We start from the raw sequence: 23,430 nt of genomic DNA, 5'->3' as shown, positions 1-23,430 counted from the left end.
ATATCCCATAATAAAATTTTAATGTGAAAGGAAAAAGATAAAATGAATGTTAAAAAAATATATGCTCCCTGTGATGGGGAAGTATTTGAAATTTCAAAACTAAATGATGGTGTTTTTTCAAATAAAATGCTTGGTGATGGAATTTATATTAAACCAAGTAGCGAAGTATTCAGCTCAATTATTGACGAAGGTAAAATGCTGCAAGTATTTGATACTAAACATGCTTATTTTTTTGAAGTTGAAAAAAATTTTCCTCCAATTTTAATGCATATTGGTTTGGAAACAGTTACTTTAAATGGTGTTCCGTTTAATACTTTTATTGAAAATGATACTAAAGTTGATTTGAAAAGTAAAATAGTTAAAGCTGATTTAAAGTACATTTTAAAAAATAAATGTAAAATAGAGACCGCAATAGTTTTAGAAACTAACCAAGAATTCGATTTGAAAATTATCAAAACTGGAAAAGTAAAACAAGGTGATTTGATCATGGAGGTTAATCAACTAGAAGTTAAAAAGCAAAAAGATAATAATCCTGTTTCACCGGTTTCTTTTGCTGGTAAATATGATGTCATTGCAAAAACTGTTTACGATAATGTTGGTGGAGAGAAAAACTTCAAAGACTTTTCGAATTGTATGACTCGTTTGCGATTGGATGTAATTGATAAATCACAAGTTAACGAAGATGTTATCAAAAAAATTCCAATCGTTAAGGGAGTTAACTGAGCAGGTAATGAATTACAAATTATTGTTGGTGGAGAAGTTTATAAAGTTAAAGATGCTTTTGGACAATACCTTCTAAATAAAGACAAGACTTCTTCGACTGAAGTAATTCCTGTCACATTTAAAACTAAATTAATGTCTTTTATTCAAGCGGTTGTTATACCGATGATTCCCGCCTTGATTGGGGGAAGTATGCTCCAAGCATTCTATACAATTTTTGGAGATCAATTAATCGGACTTTACCAAGCTATTCCTGGTGGAACATTTGGAACTGCATTGCTAGATTATCATTGGGCGAATGTAATGTTCTACATAATTGCCTATCCGGGTACCGCATTTGTGGGAATATTCTTTTTATACAATACTATTAAATATTTAGGAGGCAATACGGTAGTTGCGGTTTTAATCGGGGTAACCCTAATAAGTCCTTACTTATTTTCAGGCATTGAAATTGTTTGATTCACATTGAAGGTGGGTCAAATCCAAGCTAATTTTGGAATTAAAGGATATCCAACTTCTGTAATACCTTTAGTGGCTGCGGGATTCTTGTATTACTATACTGATAAATTTATAAAAACTTGAATGCCAACAAGTGTTGATATTATTTTTAGACACTCATTAGCAGTATTGTTTACTTGTTCAATGACTTTTATGGTATTAGGAAATGCATTAAGCGTTATTGAATTAACAATTGGATACTTAATAAGTTTATTTGCCTATATTCCATTTGGATTGGGAACTGCAATGTTTGCATTTATTTGACAACCATTAGTATTAACCGGAGCTCACTCAGCTGTATGAACTGCTGTTGCACTACCAGCGCTTAATAATAGTGCCGTAGGAATTCCGGTATTATTTGGAACAGTATTTGGTGTCTTTGGTCAAATGGGAGCAACTATTGGAGTTGCGTCTCGTACTAATAATGCCAACCTACGTTCTGTAGCCATTGGTGCAATTCCGGGAGCAATATTTGGAATTACTGAACCAATTATTTACGCGGTTAATTTACCAAAAGTAAAACCTTTCTTTGCTGGATGTGTTGGAGCATTTTTTGGAGGAATTATTTATACTGGAGTCTTTCAAGGAAATTGGTTTTTACCAAATGCCCAGGGAATATTCTCTTTCCTATCAGTTCAAGGAGGAGCATTACAATATATTGGATGAACATTAGCGATATTAACAAGTATTGGGGTGGGTTGTTTATTTACAATAATGATATACAATGATCGCCCCAATGAATTAAAAAATACCAAAAAAATGAATAAGCTGTTTGCTAAAACTTATGCAATCGCTTATAACAAACCTTTAAGTGAAGTTGACAGTCAATTTAAAGACGAGTTTGATAAATTAGTTTCATACCTGGATAAAGATAAATTTAAATCAATCAGTGAGTGAGAAAAAATTATGAAAGATTTGGTTAAAGCTTCGGTTGTTGCTCAAAAAGCTAATGCAAAAGATGAAAAACAAAAAGATAAATTATCTAAAAAAGCAAACCATGCTTATAGCAAAAAAAATTATGAAATGGTCAGAAAATATAATGAACTATTTAATGAGGTTGATAAAAATTCAAAAGCTTTTGAGTTAGATAAAATTTATTTCCAAAAACAAGTTGAAGTAAATGATATTATAAGCAACTTAAATAAATTTCAAAATGAATATCTTTTGATAGTTGATAATTTACTAAATAGTTTTAGTGAACATGAATTTAAAGACAAAATATTATTACTACAAAACAATTATTACAATACAATTCACTCTTTGGATATTGCATATCAAGTAAGTGATAAAAAAGATGATGAGTTCAATATAAAAATGATTAAAAAATTGCAAGGAGAAAAACTTAAAAATGAAAAACTTAAAATTTCCTAAAGGCTTTCTTTTGGGAGGAGCTGGCGCTGCTAACCAATTTGAAGGTGCATTTGATCAAGACAAAAAAGGTTTATCGATTGCTGATTTGAAAACCTGGGATGAAAAATTAGATCGTAAAAAATTAGATTCTTCTAGTTTGGATTTGGATAGAGAAAAATATGAAGAATCAAAAAATGGAAATCCCAAAAATATTTATCCTAACCGTTTTGGAATAGATTTCTACAATAAATATAAAGATGACTTAATTTTATTCAAAGAAGTTGGCTTAAATTGTTTTCGTACAAGTTTTGCATGAACTAGATTTTTTCCTAACGGAGATGAAAAAAATCCTAATCAGTTAGCAATAAAACATTATAAGAATTTACTAACAGAAGCCAAAAAATTGAATATCGAAGTAGTTGTCACAATTTCGCATTATGAATCTCCGATAGGATTATTGGAAAAACAAAATACTTGACTGTCAAAACAAACTATACACGATTATTTAAGATTTGTTGAAATATTGGCAAAAGAATATAAAGATTTAGTAAAATACTGAATGCCATTTAACGAAATCAATTGTACAGTTCTGTCGGCTTTCACAGGTGGGGGATTCTTGCTTGAAAAAAATGACTTAAAAGCTGAAGAAAAAAAATACCAAGCCTTACATAATCAATTTGTGGCTCAAGCAATGGCTAAAAAAATTATCAAAGAAATCGACCCATCTGCGCAAGTTGGATGTATGATAGCCGCTTTCAGTTCATATCCTGCAACTTGTAAACCCGAGGATGTTCGTGCGAACCAATTAAAATCTCAACTGCAAATGTACATGTACTTTGATATGGCTGCTAAAGGAATTTATTCTCCATTTATTCTAAAGTACTTTAAGGACGAGAATATTAATTTAGAAATAACTTCTCAAGAATCTGATTATCTCAAAAAATATACAATGGATTTTCTATCATTTAGTTATTACATGAGCTCGGTTACTTCAGCCAATCCTGAAAATAATCAATCAGGAAACATTATTATTGGTGAAAAAAATCCTTACCTATCTGCAACTGAATGGGGATGACAAATAGATCCACAGGGTTTAAGAATACTAATGAATGATTTATATGATCGTTATAGATTGCCTTTATTTATTAGTGAAAATGGAATTGGAGTAGATGAAAAATTAGATCCAAAAACTTTAACAGTTAATGATAATTATCGCATTGACTATTTAAAAGAACATTTAAAAAACTTATTATTAGCAATCGAGGATGGGGTTGAATGTATCGGTTACACAATGTGAACTGCAATTGATTTAGTATCAGCTTCCACTAGAGAAATGTCAAAACGTTATGGCCTTATTTATGTTGATCGAAATGATGATGGAAGTGGTTCTAATAAAAGATTTATAAAAAAATCTGGAAAATGATTTAAAGAAGTGAGCGAATCAAATGGTAGTTTGCTTTGAAAGTTGGAATAAAATATGAATATAGCAATTGAAGTAATTGGATGAATTGGCTTTACAACTGCTTCATTATTGTTAATTCCTCAAGTTATCAAAACAATTAAAACCAATGATACTTCAACAATTTCAACTTCAATGTTTATTGTCGGACTAATCAACTTTACAACCTGAACTATATATGGTTTCTTAATAGCGTCACCTCAAATTTATATTGCAAATATTATTGCGGTGACTTGCAACATTATCATTCTAGGTTATATCATTAAAAACCATTATAAGGCCAAAAAAGCAAAAAACAATGAAATTAACAACAATATTTAAAAATGGATATCTATATTTAGTCAGAACTTTGATTCTACTAATTAAGAGACATTCTTTTTTATGTTAATTGGGTGATTTATAAAATTAATCAAGATTTTTTGAATGAAAAATCAATAAACTTTCGAACTTCTGTATTATTTTTTATATAAAAAATAATTTCGTCTATAAAAAATTATCTCTCAATCACATCAATATATTTATGAAATTTGTAGTTTTCTGAAAATCTATAATAAACTATTCTAATAATTTCAAACGTAATTGAAAAAAATAGAAATAGAATTAGAGAGTATGCAAAGTAACACGATATTAAGGAATTATTAATGTGTTTGGATAAATCTAAATTTTTTAAAATAATCTCAAAATTGGTCAAACGCTTTTCTAAATAGTAATTTTTTGATTGATTATAATATTTTGAAAGAATTCTATCTCCCGGGTTTTCTAAATCGTGATTGATCAAACCGATTAGGTTTTTAACTAATTGATCAATAAAATATTTTTGATAATTAAAATAACTTAAATTAATATTTGAATTCGTGTATGTTCAAAAACTGCTGCTAATCACACAATTATGTTTTTTCTGGTACTTAAATTCTTTAACGGCGTTATTTAAAAAAACTGACTTTAATCCATTTGTTTGAAAATTTTTGGATTGAAATTTTAAAAAAGTAATCGGTAAATTAATTATTTTTAGCGAAAAATCGAAGTAATTAATCTCAGAAAAATAATTATCATAATCAGTGAAACTGTTTAAAAAATCATCTTTTTCTTTTATATCTAAACCCTCTGAAATATAATTAAAAGCGTCTTCATAAATTCCATTAAGTATTGAATAAATTCTATCCTTATTTTTTGGATTTTCAAAAATAAAATACTCTTCCTCTTCTATAGAAACATCAACCTTAAGGAGACCTAAAATGGTTTCCTAAAGAAAGGTTGATTTTTTTGCCCCAAAAACCATATTCTCAGGAATTAAAATTATTAATTATTGAACTTTATAATAAAGGATTTAGTGCTAGTGAACTTGCAAAAGATTATGATATAAAATCTGGTCCACAACTTATAAAATTATGAGTTTCAATGTATAATCAATCCATAAAGAATGCAGGAAATAAATTATCTTGCAAAGGGGATTATATTTTGAAAAAAGATGTTAGTAATAAAGTATTAATAGACAAAATAGAAGAGCTACAAAAACAACTAAAAAAGAAAGATGAGGAATTTTTAAAACTACAGATTGAAAAAGAGTTCATGGAAAAGTGCATGCCCTCTTGCATGAATTACAGCCGCCAACAAGTGATGATGATTCAAGCAACGAGGGAGTATAAGTACAAAGCTTTTTGTTTAATTTATGAAATTGAATTTCGCAAAGTTTTATCAATTGCCAAAATGTGCAAAATTGCCAAGGTTTCTCGAGGCAAATATCAAAAGTTTAAAAAAGATAATTTATTATTAAACAATATTTCTAAAAATGATTATAAATTTAATTCAAGCACTTTACCGATTTTTCAAAGTAAAATTAAGCACGATGTTATTCAATTGATAAATGATTTTTTCGAAGAAAACAAGATATCATCGGGTGCTAAAAACATTAAATTATGAATTAAATCTGTTTTTAACATTAAAGTTAGTGTTAAAACAATTCTAAAAATAATGAAAGATAACGAATTTAAATTTCAAAGCCCTTACCGATTCAAGCGAAGCAAAATTCTAGGTCGCGATTTAATGGAAAAAACCATTAGAGCTGATTTGATCGAAAACAATTTTAGTGCTAACAATTGCGGCGAAAAAATCGGAATTGATGGAACCATATTTAAGCTATTAATTGATGGTAAGAAAGTTGAATTACTTTGTGAAATTGCCTATGATTTCTACAGTCGCAAAGTAATTGGATGAAAATTTGGTACCAGCGAAAATGCACAAATTGTTTTGGATGTTATAAAACAAGTACACAAATATTGTTTGAAAAATAGTTTCAATGATGCAATTATTCAATCTGATCGCGGCAGAGCAAATGCCTCAATTATAGTTAAAAATTTCGAAGAAAAACAAAATAACTTTATCATGTCGATGTCTAAAGCGGGTTTTAAACATAACGCACCAACAGAATCTATGAATGGTTGAATAAAGACAATTTTTTTTAAAACTTGTGGAATAGAATTTGATAGCATAGAAAATTTTGAAAATGAATTTAGTAAATTTGTTTTTGCCAAAAATAATCTACAAAATTTAAGGTATTAATTAAAAAAGGAGATTCATCGTTTTTGATGATGTCTCCTTAAGGTTGATGTTTCTTATTAATTTTCGGTAGTTGTTTTTATTTATTGTTTCCATTTTAGCAGAATAATACTCAAAACCCCTCAAGCCTAAAAATAAATAAAATATTAAAAGTACTAAAACTAAAATAAAGTTAGTAATTTCTAATAAAGTAAAAATATTTTTCTTTTCTAATTTCATATATTTTCCTTTTCAATTTTAAATAGTTTATAATTATAATTATAGAGGAAATTAATGAAATGAAGAAATTTTGTAAACTTTTATGTTTAGCCTCTATAATGGAAATATCAGTTTTAAATGTAGTTTCTTGTTCTGAAAATAAAATAATTTTTGAAGAAGAAACAGACATGTTAAATATGGCAGATATTGAAAATAAAATCAAAGATCCAGTTCCCAATGAATTGAAATTGGTCTATATAAATGAAGTAAAAAAAATATTTTCTAACTTTAACTCAAAACTTGAGATAGAAAAAAATTATAAAATTATAGTAACTGGAGATTTTGATGATTTCCGTGTAGGAGATCAAGTTTATATTAAGCCCGTTGAGGAGAATGGGGAAATTTTCGGCAAAATAATAAATAAGAGTGTAAATTTTTTGAGTATCGCTCAATTTCAACTTGATTTAGAATCAGTGATACCAGTACCCGGAGAAGAAAAATCAAAATTTGAAAAAATTTTAATTGACAGAGTTGAAGACTGAATTTTGGGTTCTAAATTCTGCAAGGATTTTTATTTTGAATTTAAGATGCAAAAAGAATTAATTTTTTCAAAAGGTGATGTAATTACAATTTTGTCTATACCTAGTTCGGATTTTTTAACAGGATCTGCATTACTTAAAATAAATATCTTTGATATTAACGATATAGACTATGATAATGTTAAACCTTTAATAAATGAAGAAATAGATGATGTCATAATCAGGATAGAGCAAAAAATTAGCGATTATGTCTTTGAATCAGAGATAGGAGTTGATTTTAAAATAAGTCATTTTTCAGAAAATAAAAAAATTCGTGATGGAGATGTGATAGAAATAAAAGTATTGCCAAGTTCTAGATTGCTAATCGGAGTACCAATTAAATTTAAAATTGAAACATTCAATTTGATTGATTTAAAATCCGAAATAGGCAAAATCGATTTTTCGTTTAAAACTAATATTGATTTATTCTTGCAATCAGTAGATTTGGAAATTTTAACCAAAGTGCCAAAAGCCAGAAGAGGTATTGATTATAAAATTGAATGCAATAACCAATACGAATTCTTTATACCTGGAGATGAAATTGAAATATCTATTTTCGAAAATAGTCACTATCTAGTAGGAGAACCACTAAGATTTCAAATACCCCAGATAGACTTAAGTATTTTAGAAGATTCGCTTAGAGAAATTGAAATTATACCAGGACTTACTAAATATGACGAATTTAAAAGTGAAGTTGATTTTGTTTTAAATTCATTCTCGCCCTACCACGATATTACTGACGAAATAAAAATATTTAAAAGCGATTCTGATGAAATTATTTATTCTGACACAACTATAAAAATAGAACCCAAAAAAGATTCAATATTTTTTAAAAACGATTCAGATATGATTGAGATTAAAAATTCTTATTTGAAAGTTGATGAAATTTACGAATTTATATCGCCTATAATAAATCTTTCAGCTGGTTCTAATTTTAAAATGATAAAAGATTTGATTATAGATTTACTGAAAACAAGTACTAGATATTCAACATTAAAAATTGACGTTGACTACGAAGTTACGTGAAGTTCAGTTGATGAATACTTGAAACTTGAAGATTCTTTTGGTATAAAAGCAAACAAAGACTCTAGGCTTTTGGTGGGAGAACCGGTAGATTGATTTGCTACTGAGTTTGAAATAGAAAAATTAATTTTAGAGTTGCAAAAAATAGAATTAAGCCCTGAAAATAGCGACCTAGAAAACAACAAAATTATAAAAGATTGTATTTTAATTAATGCATCTTTTATGAAGGAAAATGTGGATTACAAAATAGAGTGATCTAGCTCTCCTGAAAAAAATATAGAAAGAGGAACAAAAGATTTAAATATTACATTTTATTCTGGAAAATGAATAGAAAAAGAAACAATATTAGAAATTAATCTTTAGTAAAAGGTAATTAGTATGAAAAAGTTAAGTAACAAAAAATATTTATTACTTGGGATTTTTGGCAGCGCTGCTTTAATTTTATCAAGCTCAACAGTTTTGGCGCATTCGCTATCCAAATCAAATGAAAATTTTGTTTTCCTACAAGATAAATTAGATTTTACAAAACAAAACATTGTCAAAGAACAATTTAAAAAAGCCGAAATTCCTTTGGAATTGGAACAAAATTATTTGGAGATATTATCTAATTTGAATAATTTTAATTTGAGAAAAAAATTAGTTAATGAAGCGGATTTCATAGATGCTACTTTAGCAATCCAAAACGAGCTTTCTTCAAGATTGGTAACGAAAAATTTATCCGAATCAGAATTAAGAAAACAAATAGGGCTTGTCAAAGAAATTCTCATGCAAAATATTAAAGCTTATGAAAAAGTGGTTGATAATGATGATTATGCTCAGTTATCAAAAATTGAATTTTTTAAATACAATTTTAATGAATGAACCAGCATGAATCAAGTTGATAAGTATCGTTTAATATATGATTATAGGGAGAACTTAAAGGATTATTTAGAAAATTTGAATGAATTAAAAGATGTAAATCAGGAGATTCTGAAAAGAAAAATCTCAAAAAATAATGAAATTATAAAATTGAATTCAAAGAAAATTTTCGATTTAAATGATGAAATAGTCAGTACCAATGAAAATACTAAGAAATTATTAGAATATAAAAAAGAAGTTGGAGATGCTGTAAATCTCTTGATTTCCAATTTAAATGAAGAAAAATCAGAGAAAAAATGGACTGCTGTAAACTATGGTATCTCAATGGGGCTTGGAGCAGCAACTATTGGACTTTTGGCAACTTCAATATTTATGCCATGATTTTTTATTCCTGCCAAGTTGTCTTCCTTATCATTTACTGTTCAGACGGGTATAGTTGGAAAAAGTTTTAATGCTTTAGCATTAAAACAGGGTTTTTCTATAAAGGATGCTTCAGCAATATGAACTGGAAGAACTATTTCTTTAAGATTGTCTAAGTATATAAAAAATATTGAGAAGGATATATTTAGTTCCAAAGATTTCAACTTAGCTTCAAAATCATTGTGAAATAAAGCTCTCGCGGTTTTTGCAATTATTTTGACCGCTGTTACAATGGTAGACTTGACACTCATTTTTGTTGAATTTGAAAAAACAATTTCTGGTTATTTTAAAGATATTTGAGATTTAATTAATAAAGCTAACTCTGAAGAAATGGATACTATAAATCAAAATATAAAAAAATATGATCATGGTTTATACTTATTGGAAGAAGAAAAAACGCTTTTAGAAAAAGATTCTCTTGAAAAACAATTTCAAATTGATGGTTATTCTAGTGAATATGATAATTTGGAAAATAGTTTTAGTAATTTTGAAGAAATATTTTCAAATGGAGGTCTTTTTCAAAAAGATGATTTTAATTTTAATTTGAAAAAAAACGATTTTCAAAATTACTCAGATGATGAACTCAAGTCAAGATTTCAGGAGTTGAAATCCCAAAGATATGTTAAATCAAATCAAGTTCAAGATAAATATAATAAATTTATAAACGAATATAATTACAACGACAAAGATTATTGAAAGACAGTATTTTTAGATATTTTTGGATTTAAATTACAAAGTTTAGAGAATATATTTTATTAGTAAAAAGGAACAATTATGAGAAGACAAATAAATGTAAAGAACAAAATAATGTCGATTACCATATTTATTCTTTCAATTTTTATACTTATATTACTTTTTGTGGCTCATTTATTTATACAAAACAAAGTGTTTATAAAAAATATTCCTAATATAGAGCCAGATTTTTTTAATGATTTTGACTCTAATGGAATTAATGTCTACGAAAGAGCATATTTAATTACAAATAACATGGTATTTCCTTTTATGGGTATGCACGCTTATCTGCTATCGGCTGTAGCTGTGTTAGCTTGAACGCTTTATATAGTTATCTCTTTTAAGGACCAAAGCCGCAGACCTGGTTCTATCTGGTTTGGTGGATTTTGCCCTGATATTTTTTGAGTGCCACTATTTGTATTATTCTTAATGTCCTTTGCGTTTCCTCTAAACTTTAGTATTTGAGAATCCAAAATAGAATCTCAGGTCGGCGAATATTTTGGAAAAGATTTCAGGCAAGATAATGTTTTAAATGCCCAATTTGAATATATAAGAATATGAATGAAGGAGATATATAATATGGCCTTACCTCTGAATATCACAGGGGTATCGGTATCTTTAATAATAATCATATTGATTTTTATAAATAAATTAACATATGAAGTAATTAGTTAAAAATCAGAAAAATAATACGTGGAGTAAAAAATGAAAAATCAAAAAATAAATGAGAAGTTTTATTATATTACTGCAGTTGTTCTAGCAACCATTGTAATAATTGCATCGGTAATAGCTTTTATAATTAGTGTAAGTACAAATTTTAGAATAAATAGTATCCAAGGGGTTGATAAATCATTTTTCAATGATTTTAATTCTGGAGGTGAAAACATTTATAAAACAGCAAAGATAAATATGCTAAATATCTTTTTACCATTTTTAAATTTAAAGTTTGGTGGGGGGCAAATATTGCAGATACTTTTAACAGAATCGCTGTTTTTCATGATGATTTACACTGGTAATGCAGATGGATTTTCTCCAAGATACCGCTTTAGATATAGTTGGGGTTTGCAGCGATTTTTCACAACATTACCATTGCTTTGTTTGCAATTTATGGTATTTCTGTTACCAATGATAAAAACTTTGTTTTATTATTCTGCTGAAAGTCAAATTTATGAATATTTTGGTAGAGAAATGTTCAATGAGGAATTATTTAAAAATCAATTGGAAGTTGTCAAACTAGGACTTGAAAGAGTTTACTTTATAATATTAATTACTAATTTGGTAGGAATTACTAGTTTGAGCGTACTAACTTTTATTACAATTTATGCTTGATTTAAAAGTAAATGAAAAATAAAAGATATTGTTAGAACTGAAGATGAAAGAATATTTGAAGTAAAAAGAAAAGCAAGAGGTAATATTAGAAATGAGTCAAAATAGTTTTAAAAATATTTTTACAATCAACAAAAAGGGTGAAAAAGTCATCTATTGATCGATTTTTTCATTAATTATCTTTATGGTATTATTAATTTTTTCTAACCTATTTTGGATGAAAAGCCAAACAGTTTTAATTAGAGATTTACCTGGAGTTGAAAGCAGTTTCTTCAATAATTTTACAAACAATGGTATGTTGGTTGAAAATTGAGCTACTTTTGAGTTAAAAAATTTCTTCTTTACATTTTCGGGACAAAGTCCCAATGAAATAATGGTTACTATTTTAATAACATTAACAATTGTTTTTCTATCGTATCCTTTAATAGATTTTTGAATATTTACAACAAATGAGTTCAAACCAACATTTAAAAGATCAACCAGTATGTTGATATTTGTGTTACCTTTTTTGATTATTACAATTATTCAATCAATCTTTTATTTTAATAGCTCTTTTTTAATTAAAACTTTTGATAAGCAGTTTTTTTTCTTTTTTAATCAATATGATTCACATAATTTACCACAAGAAATTTTAGAACAACTAAATGTCGCTCGTCAAGGTTTGTTGGAATGGTTTAATACTGGTGTGCAATTAATTTTTTCAATTCTTTTAATAATAGCTGGGGTAATTAGTACTATTTTGATAATATACTCTTTATTTCACTTTTGAATATTTAGTAAACCTGAATTAACTTTAGAGGAGCAAGAATTATTAATTGAGGAAATGGGCGACAAGGTATAGTGAAGTATTTATTGATGCAAAAAATAAAATAGCAATAAAGTAAACACTTATTAATTTAATAGCTAAACTATAACATTTATATTTTTATAATTCAAAAACCCATGATTTTCTCATGGTTTTTTAGTTGCTAGTTTAAATTGTATTGTCATTAATAGTGGTGGTTTTTATTTAAAATAAGTATATAATTAAATAAAAAGGATGCATAAATGAAAAACAATAACTTTAAAACTGTATTTAACTTCTCATTATTAAGGGTTAAGAAAAATATCCCATTAATAATAATTTCCGCTGTCTTAATGACTTTAATAATCATTTTAAACTTTACTTTTTTAGCTTTAACTACAGGTCCGAAATATATTTCAACCCTATTAATAATTAATGTTATTATTTCGGTTTTTTGATTAGGTTTCTTTAACATCAATAATACGACCAGTTTCATAATTGGGGATTTGAATTCTGGAATTCAAAGTTTAGAAATAAGAAGAGGAGCAACTCTAAAAGAGATTTTTTGATCAAAGCTTTTAGCAAATAAAATAATATCATTTTCATGAATAATTTTAGTTTACCTGGCTTTCATAATTTGTCCCTTATTTTTTAATAAATCTTATTATAAGATAATTGTTTTGAACTACTCTTTTGGAATCTTTTCACTATTGGTAATTGATCTGTTAATTACCGCGATTACTTTATCAATCTCTTGTTTTACTAAATCATACAAAAAATCAATTCCTGTAGCGTGGATTTTCGTAATTATGTCAATGTTTTCATTTATGTTCGCTATAGTCCCATATGTTTTTACGCCAGTTGATTCATATCAAAATGAAATTATGGATTTTGTTGCTTTTGATTATTTTGAAAAACACGGACAAAAGCATAGTAAACTTATGGTAAAAATGGGTGAAGATCGAGATAAAATTGTAGATCTATTCAGGGATGAAGATTTATTTGAAATTAACACTGAAAATGAGCTAGAAGATTGGAAATACGGTACAATTCGAAATTACTTCAATTACTCTGCTTTTGAATTGGGATTTCTTTTGGACTATAATCATTGAATTAAAGATAATTCATTTCAACAAAAAATTGATGATTATTTAATTAATTTAAAAATTGATGAAAAAATTTCAATAAAAATTGATAATGAAGAATTAAAATCAAGAATTGAAAGCAATTTTTATTTAGAATTTCTTGAAATGGTCGCTGATAAAAATACTGGTAATAAAAAAGTGAACTTCAAAAACTCGTTACTCAATAATAATAGTCGTAAAAACCTAGTAGCTGAAAATCAATTTAATGATATTTTAAAAAACTTTAACCAAGAACTAATAGTTAATTTAAGTAAAATTGATCAGGAATTTGATTTAAATGCAAGAGATTTGAAATTGCTAGTCAACGCATTAATGGAAGTTTATTTTTACAAATTTTCTTGAAAAGATTCTTATTTAGAATATGGAACATATGAGAACAAATATTCTTCACCGATTCCCTTCACAGAATATTTTTTATTAAATAATTGAAATCAATGATATCAGGCCAAGGAATTTTCTTATGGCACCAATTTATTAATTATGTGTTTGGAACAAATATTGTGAGCATATGATATGGAATGAGAAGCTGACGAAGACAGCGAACTGACTGCTTTAAATCTTAACTATCAAATCAACCCGGCAATGTGATTTGTTGAAATGATACTATTTTCTCACAGTGATAATCCTTTAAGTGACTCTCTAAGTATTAATTCCTCACCAATGCCAATATTGGATTTTCAAATAGTCAAATTAGACAAAAAAAATAAACCATATTTTACGAAGCGACCCTTTAGCGTTACAGCTAATTACTTAGTGGGAATAACGATGGCCTGTAGTCTGATTTTAATTGGATATTTTGGTTTCTTGAAGAGGGCTGAAAATTACAAAAGGTGAGATTAGAATATTTTATATATCTCTTTATTAGTAATATTATAAATTAAATGATATAATTAAATTATTATACTTTTAAAAATTATTTTAAGGGTGTAATAAAGTAATTTGTAAAAGGAGAAAAAATGTACTTTAAAATTTTATTGGCAGCAATTCAAACTGGTCCATCTATATTTGGAATGGCTCAATTATCAAACACGGAATTATTACAGGAAAAAAACTATCAAGACTTAAATATCTTAATAAAAGAAAATGATTTTGGCAAAATTACTGATGTAAGCGAAACCAAATTGAATAATTATTTAGAAAAAAAATATTCGATCGATACAACCCAGATTCATTACACTTCAATGTCTTATGGTGGTGTTAGAGTTACAGCAAATGAAGATTCAAGAATTTATTTTGGAACAAAATATGTAACTTATTCAAGTGAACTATCATTTAAATATGATTTGCAAACAAAGGAATTATACGCCCATGCATACGACTCGAAGCAAAGTGATAAGGAGGCGGTAGAAATTGAATATACACCATATCTTGGAAAAGAAAAATTTTTAGATTACTTTGGTTTTATTCAATTTGAATGAATAGCAAAAACCTGGGAAAATGGTAAGGGACAAAAACACGGCGATTGATATCATAACGATTATGGCGATGATGGTGTCATAAAGTATAATACAAAAAATAATATAAAGGAAAACAAAGATAAAATAGTTACGAAGAAAAAAACTTACATAATGAATTCATCTAGCATGTCAAGAACAATGCTTTACTCTAGAATATATAACAATGTAAACTATATGAAATCATATGGATTCTTTGGATATAGATGAGCCGGAGACACAATCACTCTGCAATTTGATGTAGAAACAGAGACTTATGCAACTGCATGAAATGCTTATTGAGCAAGTGCAAAAAATCAACTGTTCGTTTACAATCTTCAATTTGTTAAAAAATAGCAAATTTAAATTTTGTATTTCAATTCTGACACGTTATTGGTTAAAATCATTATAATTGTTAGAAATTGAAAGTTCTAAAATTAGTGTATCTATTATGTGCATAAATTTGAATAGCACGAAAATTTTTTCGTGCTATTTTTTATTTTATATCAACATAAATTTCAGATATTCAGACTCAGTTACCATATCACCTAATGTAAACTCGGTTAGTATCTTTATTTTTAAAGGGCTTATTCTTATCAATAAAAAAGTATATTTTCACATCCAGGTCATCTATTAACTCATATCTTAGTGACAAATCATCCTTAACAGCGAAGCTGAAATCAATCTTATCTTGCTCGCTAATTTCTTCTTTGGGTACTAGTAGTTTTGCCTCAACAACACACTCATCCTCAAAACTATTAATTTCACAAAAGTATTCATCTTCACTATTAATCTTCATAAAACTAATTTTAGTAGTATAAGTAACGTTAATTTCTCCTTTATAAGCTTTTGTTGCATAGGATCTAATAACTCCTTTATGGGTATCTCCACCAAAAATTAAGTAATCATGTTGGGCTCTGGGATTTTTCTCTCTAAAGGCGTTCAGAACTGTTTCGCTTTTAAGATTTTCTAAATATCCTAAATCTCGAACTTGTACATTTTTATTAATATCGGTTCTACCTATACACGATACAACTCTATTGCTTGCTACTAAGGTTGGTATAAGGATTGATAGAGTACTTAAGATTTTTCTCATGATTGACTCACTGTTATTTTATATATTAATTATACTAAATATCAATGAAAGAGTAAAATAATTAGAAGTATAACCTTAATTTTTGTTTAAAACTAAATTACTTGTTCGTTTTTATTTATAAACAACCAAGAATTTTAAAAGATTCTAAATAATGAAATATAAACTTTTAATTAAAATAAGATAATTATATATAAATATAATATTATATAAATAGAGGTGATTAATAATGGAAATAGCAAGAAAAAGCCAAGACTATAAAAACAAAATAAACGAAGAAGGTAAAAAACAACGGATACTGATAAAAGGGGAATTCGGAAGTGGAAAGACTACCTCTATTAATGAATTTTTAGATAATAAGAAAAAAATTTTGAGAGTCGATGCAAATATTTTGGCAAACTCAGACAATGTTGCAGAAACTGTATTAAAAACTTGTTTTCCAAAATGAGCAGTATGGGGATGAAGTAAAGGTCCTTTTTTCGTTTCAATAATTTCTGTTTTAAATTTTGCTGTAGCACTTATTGCCACGATCTCTGTTTTTTTTATTAATTTTATTGAAAAAGTGGAATTAGTTTATATTAGCATACCAATCGGAATTTCTATAGCCCTTTTTATCATCACCTTGATTTGAAAACTATTTTATCTAAACGATATGAATGTATTATCAAAAAAAATTAGAAAATGCATGTGAGTGGTGGTTGACGACTTAAATAGAATAAGTTCGCTTGATAAGAAAAAAGAGATTTATAATTTATTTGAAAGATTATTAAATAAAAACAAGAAGACGGTTTTAATAATGATTGATAGTTCTGAATGTGATCTATTAAGTATAGATTTTGAGTCAAAAAATTTTGATAAGGTATTTCTTAAAAAACCAAGTCAGGAGGATGTTCTAAAAAAAATAAACAGTAGTATTATTTTGAGTGAAAATATAGACTATGAATTTGTAGAAAGAGTAAAAAAAAGCGACAAGTTTAGAGAAATAGAAAAGTTTATCGCTCTTTTTGACAATCTTGATAAAGTTGATAAAAATAAAATAATAGAAAAATTTTTTAAAATAAAAAATATTATAGCTATAAGTTATTTATACCATTTTGAAAAGGGACTTTATTCCAAAATATTGGAACAATTTGAACACAAACCTAAGATCTACAACGATGAACTTCTTTTTGAACTTGACAAAAAGTTTATTAATGAAAACAACTCATCTGATATAAATAACCTATTTTATGTTTCTAGAAATCCAATAATTGACAAATATAGAGGTGTTCTTTTTAAAGAAGAATTTAAATTTATTTGGTCCGAATCGAACAAGATGGGTGATTTTGTTTTTTCTTGTGAAGAAGATTTGGAATTTATTTTTGAATTTATATTAAACCCTAAAACCTTGGTTGAAAAAATAGAAACTTATGATTTGGAAAATTGCTTTCAATTATTTTTTGAAAAAGACTCTTTCAAATACTCTTATTCAGGCCTTTTAAATTTTGAAAAATTGTTTAAAAGATGGATAACATTAAATGAAACCAAAATTTCGAGCGAATTTTATTCTAAACAAATATTTGAATCGGATTGAAAATTATTTTATGAAAGCACCACTAAGAGACAAGCGCATGAAATTAAGGAATTTTTATTAGGAAAAATTGGATTTAAAAATTATAGACATAAGCACGATTTTATCAACAATTTTAATAATATGTGATCATCATTATTTTTTGAAGGAGATTATTTTTTAAAAAAAGATTTTAATATAGATGACTTTTTTGAACTTATGAAAAATTTTGAAATAATTAGAGAACATTGAAATAATGAAGATATAGAAGTTTTAGGCAATTACTCCAAAAAAGGTATCAATTTAATTAAAATTGATGGAGATATTTTCAAAGACCATAATAATAAAATAATTATGTCAAACTTGATTAGAGAAAATAAGGAACAAAATATTAATAAATTTATAAAATTTTTTCTAAAAATAGAGGGGTTTAACTTTATTGCAGATTTTTTCCACCGCATAATGATGGAGGGTGATGTTGTATCAGAAGACGAAACAAAATGACTGGTAAATTTGTTAAAAAAAGATTTTATTTTAATCCACGAAAATATTTATTATCAAATAAAGCAAACCGAAGCCATTAATTATATTTATGACGAAAAAAGTTCATTAAACCCTAGAATGAACGGAAAAGGAAATCAAGTCATTCTAAATGATGATTGATCCAACATGTTACCAAAATTGATTACAATTTTTGAGGAATCTTAGGAAATCTTTATAGTAAAATACAAAAGAGGTGATTACATGTTTCAATCAATTAGAGAAGTCTTGAAAAATGTGGCATCATCAAAAGTTAATAAAGTTGATGCTAATTTGGCAGAAATTATAATTAGGCACGCTGACCAAAACATTTTTTTAAGAAGTAAGGAACTGGCTGCTAAAGCATTTGTTTCAGAATCAAGTTTAACTGCTTTTTCAAAACGAATTGGCTATGAAGGTTATCGAGAAGTTTATATTAGATTAATGGTTGAATCAGAATACTATAACTATTTCACTAATAACGAAAGCAATAAAAATGAAATAGTTTCTAAATTCGATCATAATACCTTTATTGATGAGATTGATGCTCAATTTGATAAAATCCAAAAGATTGCTAGTAACATTAAATCCAAGGATAAATTATTTATTCTGTCAAGTTATGAAGTAATGCATCATGGTCAATTGGTTGCTAATGCTTTATGAGAAGATAAACAAGTTTATTTTTCAGCTAACCGTAAAACTGATCGTAATTTCATTAATAAGATAACCAATCAAGATGAAGTTCTGGTTTTACTTGTTGGTTTAGACAACGGTGAGTTATTTGAAAACTTGAAAACTTTAGACTTAAATAATATTAACTATGATGTTATTGGAAGTAGTTCTCAAACTTCTAAACTAATACCCAATCAGGATAATACAGTCTTGTTCCTAAATAAAACCGTAATTAGTAATAAAAAAACTCGCGCTTTAATCCGAAATGGTCAAATGAACTATACATTAACCCACCTAATAAGTCTTTTATAAAGTACTTTTGAAAATTAGAACAATTTCAAAATCCTTTTAATAAATATTTCAAATTCTATAATTTATTTATAGAATTTTTTCTATTTAAAGGAGGTATTTATGAAAAAAGAAGTTTACCTTTATGCTCCCTGTGATGGAGTCATCAAAGATATAACTTTGATCCAAGATGAAGCGTTTGCTTCTAAAGCTTTGGGTGAAGGAATTTTTATTGAACCAAGTTCAAATATTTTCCACGCCCCAATTGGTCAAGCCAAGATTGCTTTGATAGCCGACACCAAACATGCTTACTATTTTGAACAAGAAGATGGGTTGCAATTGTTAATGCACATTGGTTTAGAAACCGTTGGTTTAAACGGAGCTCCATATAAATTACTGGCCCAAGTCAATGATAACGTAACTTGAAAATCACCAATTGTAGAAGTGAATTTTGACTTAATTAAAAAAAATAAATATTCACTTGCAACTCCAATTGTAATGGATGTTAATTCAACTAAAAACTGAGTTTTTAAAGCACTAAAACTAAATGGTAAAGTGAAACAAGGAGATAAAATTGGGGTTTGAACATACGAGGAAAAAATCAATCAACAAGAAATTATTGAAATTGTTAGAAGTAAAGGCAAGTATCAAAAGGTTGCTGAACAAATCTTAGCAGCCGTTGGGGGCAAAGGCAATCAAAATTCGGTTTATAACTGTATGACCCGATTGAGAATTAAAATAATTGATCAGAAATTAGTTAACTACGATGAATTGAAAAAAATTGAAGTGGTTAAAGGTCTGAATCAAAATGGGGATGAACTCCAAGTTATTATTGGGGGAGAAGTTTATAAAATTAAAGATGAAGTAATAAACATCTTAGAAAACAAAACTACAAGCAATGATAAAGTAGTTAAAACTAAAACCCCATTTCGTAAAAAAATTATGCCCGCAGTTGCAGGAATTGTAACTCCAGCTATTCCAGTACTTTTAGGAACTGGAATACTTGGGGGGATTCAAGCAATGCTGGTGGCCTTTGGAGTTTTACAAGCTCCAGGACTTGGAGAGACTGTTGCGGACTTAAATTTGTGATCGGCAATATTTTATGTTGTTGGTAAAGTTGGATTGGAATTAATTGGTTTAATCTTTATTTACAATACTGTTAAATATCTGGGAGGAAATCCCATCATGGGAATCTTTGTAGGAATGGTATTAACTAGTCGCCATTTATTTGGAACTAGTTGGGTTTTATTTAATCTCTTTGGTAATCCAGTAGGTATCCAAAGTTATGAAGGAACTGTTCTACCAATGGTGGCCGCTGGATTTGTGGTTTACTATCTTGATAAATGAGTTCAAAAATGAATGCCCACAGCAGTAGACATTGTCTTTCGACCAGGATTAGTAATGTTGGTAACTGTTATTGTCACATTGTTTACAGTTGGTCCAATATTAAAAATAGTCGAACAACTATTATCACAATTTGTCTTAATCTTAGGAAAATTGCCAATAGGAATTGGGGTAGGAATCTTTGCTTTGTTATGACAACCATTAGTATTAACTGGAACTCATGTGGCGGTAGTTCAAGCAGTTAGTTTACCAATGACTCAAATTCCAGCTCAACCTTCAGCTATGTATGTGGCTGTTAACATTGCTGTTTTTGCTCAAATTGGGGCTGTACTGGCTGTGGCCCTAAGAACTAGTAATCAAAAAACCAAACAAACAGCATACGGTTCAATTCCAGGAGCTATTTTTGGAATAACTGAACCAGCAATCTTTGGGGTAAACTTACCAAAACTGTGACCTTTCTTACATGGATGTCTAGGAGCCTTTATTGGGGGAATGTTTGCTGGAATTGTTGGAGCTGAACAAATAACTAGAACGGGAACAGGAATTCTAAGTTACTTAGGATTTGGAACTCCATTAAATACCGCCATGGGATTAAGTGCTGCGGGAATTGCTTTAGGATCAGCTTTACTATTAACAATTTGTTTTTACAAAGAACGTCCTAGTGAAATTGCTGGCTTGAAAAAAATGAACACAATTGTGCTAAAAAATATTATCACAGAAAATCAAAATGTGGAATTAAAAAATAATTTTGAAACAATTTTGAAATTAGAAAAAGCCAACTTAACCGATAATAAAGTCTATGAGAGATTGGTTATTAAATTAGCTAAACTAGAGCAGAAAAAACAACTTCTAGTTAATAGGGTTGAAGCTGATAGAGATAAACTTTATTTAAAAGCAATGAAATTAAAAGATAAGGATTTGGCTAAATACAATATCACAGCCCAGTTATATCTTGATTTTAATAAGGATGAGGATATCAAACAAATAAGTGATCAAATTGCTTTATTAGAAAGTCAAGCTAAAATAGCAAAACAAACCTATGATGAAAATATTGGTAAAGTATTAGTTGAAGTAGATGGTCTAATCTCTGCTTGTTTGTTGATTAATCCTGATTACTTAAACTATACAGAATTAAAAAATGGTTATTGTAATTGTTTAAACTCAATTGAAATTAACTATAACCTCTGTGATAAATTACCATTTAATTTAACTAAAACTAAAAAGAAAAGTAAGGAGGCTAGTAATGAAAAAATTAAACAAACCATTTCCTAAAGACTTTTTATGAGGAGCATCCACCAGTGCTTATCAAGTTGAGGGAGCTTGAAATGTTGATGGTAAAGGATTGTCTATCCAAGATGTTAAACCAATTAAAGATGCTAGTTTAGCTGATATAAAAGTAGCGGTTGACCACTACCATAAATTTAAAGCTGATATTAAAATGATGCATGAAATGGGTTTAAAATCATATCGCTTTTCAATTGCCTGAACGCGAATTATTCCTGATGGTGATGGGGAAGTTAATAGTGCTGGGATTAAATTCTACAATGATTTAATTAATGAATTAATAAAATATCAGATTGAACCCATTGTTACGATGTACCACTTTGATTTATCTGATGCTTTAGAACAAAAGGGTGGTTGAAGTAATCGTGAAACTATTACTGCTTTTGAAAAGTATGCTCAAGTGCTATTTGAAAACTATGGGGATAGAGTTAAATACTGGTTAACTATCAATGAACAAAATATCATGATAATGCTGGGTGAAATTATTGGGGTTAAATTACCTGATGGGGGAAATAAACTCAAAAGTATTTATCAGTTAAATCATCATATGATGGTGGCCCAAGCAAAGGTGATGGTGTTGTGTCACAAAATGCTAGCCAACGCTAAAATTGGACCCGCACCAAATATCTCAGCCATTTATAGTGATTCAAATAAACCCGAAGATGCCACTGCTGCTTTAAATATGAGAATTATGCGTAACTGGTTTTACTTGGATGTGGCTGTAAAAGGAGTTTATAATCCCATAGCGTTAGCGTACTTAGAAAAACAAGATGCTTTATTTGAAATCCAAGTGGATGATTTAGAAGTCTTAAAACAAGCTCAACCTGACTTTATTGCTTTTAACTACTATGCTTCGGCAACTGTGAAATTTCCTGAATCAGATTTAGACTTTAGTCAATTAACTGACCAACAACGAGTTAGAAGTGTGGCAGGAATGTATCAACAAGTTAGCAATGATAGTTTAAATAAAACTGAATTTGGATGAGAAATAGATCCTATTGGTTTTAAAAATACTTTAAAAGAAATCTATGAACGTTATAACTTACCATTACTAGTAACTGAGAATGGGATTGGGGGTTATGATAGTTTAGATAAAAATCATCAAATCAATGATGATTATCGTATTAAATACTACCAAGAACATATCTTTCAAATCAAAGAAGCTATCAATGATGGAGTACAAGTATTTGGCTATAATCCTTGAAGTGCTATAGATTTAGTCTCAACTCATGAAGGAATTAAAAAACGCTATGGATTTATTTATGTTAATCGTAGTGATAAAGAAATTTTGGATTTAAAACGCTATCGTAAGAAAAGCTCTTATTGATACCAAGAGGTTATTAAAAGTAATGGGGAGAAATTGGGGTAAATTTTATTTGCAAGATTGAATCAACTTGCTTCATTTTTTTCTTTAAAATTTTTTGCAACTAAAAATCATATTAATACTTTTTGGAGCAATAACCGTTTAAGGTTAATGCTTCTCAAAGTTATAAATTTCTATTATTTATTTATCAATTATATTTAAATAGTGTGAAATTAATTTCACACTATTTAATTTTTTGTTTCATAATATGTTATTTAATAAATATGTATAGGAGGAA

At 27.9% G+C, this 23,430-nt stretch carries 18 protein-coding genes; 15 read left to right on the top strand and 3 right to left on the bottom strand.

The window, feature by feature from the left end; all coding sequences use genetic code 4:
* Positions 1-42 precede the first annotated feature (42 nt).
* Genes SALLE_RS05225 through SALLE_RS05215 form a run of 3 tightly spaced genes read left to right on the top strand, consistent with a single transcriptional unit; the run spans position 43 to position 4,348 of the window.
* Positions 43-2,589: a PTS sugar transporter subunit IIABC gene (locus SALLE_RS05225; protein WP_162807966.1), complete on the top strand. Its 2,547-nt coding sequence runs from the start codon at positions 43-45 to the stop codon at positions 2,587-2,589.
* Positions 2,567-4,042 carry a glycoside hydrolase family 1 protein gene (locus SALLE_RS05220; RefSeq protein WP_115558569.1) on the top strand — a complete coding sequence of 492 codons (1,476 nt, stop codon included), beginning with the start codon at positions 2,567-2,569 and terminating at the stop codon, positions 4,040-4,042. The genes SALLE_RS05225 and SALLE_RS05220 overlap by 23 nt, the downstream gene beginning before the upstream one ends.
* 3 nt (positions 4,043-4,045) lie before the next feature.
* Positions 4,046-4,348 carry a SemiSWEET family sugar transporter gene (locus tag SALLE_RS05215; protein ID WP_115558568.1) on the top strand — a complete coding sequence of 101 codons (303 nt, stop codon included), beginning with the start codon at positions 4,046-4,048 and terminating at the stop codon, positions 4,346-4,348.
* A 172-nt stretch (positions 4,349-4,520) separates the two neighbouring features.
* On the opposite strand, the gene SALLE_RS05210 is transcribed toward SALLE_RS05215, so the two are convergent.
* Positions 4,521-4,910 (bottom strand): hypothetical protein, encoded by a 390-nt coding sequence (locus tag SALLE_RS05210; protein ID WP_115558567.1) that lies wholly within the window; start codon positions 4,908-4,910, stop codon positions 4,521-4,523.
* Between the two features lie 380 nt (positions 4,911-5,290).
* Here SALLE_RS05210 and SALLE_RS05205 point away from each other — a divergent pair, with 380 nt between their 5' ends.
* Positions 5,291-6,586 carry a transposase gene (locus tag SALLE_RS05205; RefSeq protein ID WP_115558566.1) on the top strand — a complete coding sequence of 432 codons (1,296 nt, stop codon included), beginning with the start codon at positions 5,291-5,293 and terminating at the stop codon, positions 6,584-6,586.
* Here the strand turns inward: SALLE_RS05205 and SALLE_RS05200 are convergent, their stop codons facing one another.
* A complete protein-coding gene (locus SALLE_RS05200) occupies positions 6,587-6,802 on the bottom strand; it encodes a hypothetical protein (protein ID WP_115558565.1) in 216 nt (71 codons plus the stop codon).
* Between the two features lie 59 nt (positions 6,803-6,861).
* Between SALLE_RS05200 and SALLE_RS05195 the strand changes: the two genes are divergently transcribed.
* The 7 genes from SALLE_RS05195 to SALLE_RS05165 all read left to right on the top strand — a co-directional run bounded on the left by SALLE_RS05195 (position 6,862) and on the right by SALLE_RS05165 (position 15,437).
* Positions 6,862-8,745, top strand: a complete 1,884-nt coding sequence (locus SALLE_RS05195; protein ID WP_115558564.1) for a hypothetical protein — start codon at positions 6,862-6,864, stop codon at positions 8,743-8,745.
* Between the two features lie 15 nt (positions 8,746-8,760).
* Complete coding sequence (locus tag SALLE_RS05190; protein WP_115558563.1) at positions 8,761-10,419, top strand: hypothetical protein; 1,659 nt, start codon at positions 8,761-8,763, stop codon at positions 10,417-10,419.
* Positions 10,420-10,434: 15 nt separating this feature from the next.
* Positions 10,435-11,067, top strand: a complete 633-nt coding sequence (locus SALLE_RS05185) for a hypothetical protein (RefSeq protein WP_115558562.1) — start codon at positions 10,435-10,437, stop codon at positions 11,065-11,067.
* Between the two features lie 30 nt (positions 11,068-11,097).
* On the top strand, positions 11,098-11,826 hold the full coding sequence (locus SALLE_RS05180; protein ID WP_115558561.1) for a hypothetical protein: 729 nt from the start codon (positions 11,098-11,100) through the stop codon (positions 11,824-11,826).
* The gene (locus tag SALLE_RS05175; protein ID WP_115558560.1) at positions 11,813-12,559 is read left to right on the top strand and encodes a hypothetical protein; all 747 of its coding nucleotides are present in this window, start codon (positions 11,813-11,815) and stop codon (positions 12,557-12,559) included. Before SALLE_RS05180 ends, SALLE_RS05175 begins: the two co-directional genes overlap by 14 nt.
* 206 nt (positions 12,560-12,765) lie before the next feature.
* On the top strand, positions 12,766-14,487 hold the full coding sequence (locus SALLE_RS05170) for an ABC transporter permease (RefSeq protein WP_115558559.1): 1,722 nt from the start codon (positions 12,766-12,768) through the stop codon (positions 14,485-14,487).
* Positions 14,488-14,603: 116 nt separating this feature from the next.
* Positions 14,604-15,437 (top strand): hypothetical protein, encoded by an 834-nt coding sequence (locus tag SALLE_RS05165; protein ID WP_115558558.1) that lies wholly within the window; start codon positions 14,604-14,606, stop codon positions 15,435-15,437.
* Positions 15,438-15,576: 139 nt separating this feature from the next.
* Here the strand turns inward: SALLE_RS05165 and SALLE_RS05160 are convergent, their stop codons facing one another.
* A complete protein-coding gene (locus SALLE_RS05160; RefSeq protein WP_115558557.1) occupies positions 15,577-16,176 on the bottom strand; it encodes a hypothetical protein in 600 nt (199 codons plus the stop codon).
* 226 nt (positions 16,177-16,402) lie between these two features.
* On the opposite strand from SALLE_RS05160, the gene SALLE_RS05155 reads away from it, so the two are divergent.
* The 4 genes from SALLE_RS05155 to SALLE_RS05140 all read left to right on the top strand — a co-directional run bounded on the left by SALLE_RS05155 (position 16,403) and on the right by SALLE_RS05140 (position 23,198).
* Positions 16,403-18,430, top strand: coding sequence for a hypothetical protein (locus SALLE_RS05155; RefSeq protein WP_115558556.1), 2,028 nt, complete (start codon positions 16,403-16,405; stop codon positions 18,428-18,430).
* Between the two features lie 36 nt (positions 18,431-18,466).
* Positions 18,467-19,225, top strand: a complete 759-nt coding sequence (locus SALLE_RS05150) for a MurR/RpiR family transcriptional regulator (protein ID WP_115558555.1) — start codon at positions 18,467-18,469, stop codon at positions 19,223-19,225.
* Between the two features lie 99 nt (positions 19,226-19,324).
* The gene (locus SALLE_RS05145; protein ID WP_115558554.1) at positions 19,325-21,817 is read left to right on the top strand and encodes a glucose PTS transporter subunit IIA; all 2,493 of its coding nucleotides are present in this window, start codon (positions 19,325-19,327) and stop codon (positions 21,815-21,817) included.
* Entirely contained in the window at positions 21,789-23,198 is a 1,410-nt protein-coding gene (locus SALLE_RS05140) for a glycoside hydrolase family 1 protein (RefSeq protein ID WP_115558553.1), read from the top strand. The genes SALLE_RS05145 and SALLE_RS05140 overlap by 29 nt, the downstream gene beginning before the upstream one ends.
* Positions 23,199-23,430 lie beyond the last annotated feature (232 nt).

Source organism: Spiroplasma alleghenense (genome assembly GCF_003363775.1).
Lineage (GTDB): Bacteria > Bacillota_I > Bacilli_A > Mycoplasmatales > Mycoplasmataceae > Spiroplasma_B > Spiroplasma_B alleghenense.
The sequence above is the reverse complement of the archived record's forward strand: the minus strand, read 5'-3'. Positions and strand labels throughout refer to the sequence as shown.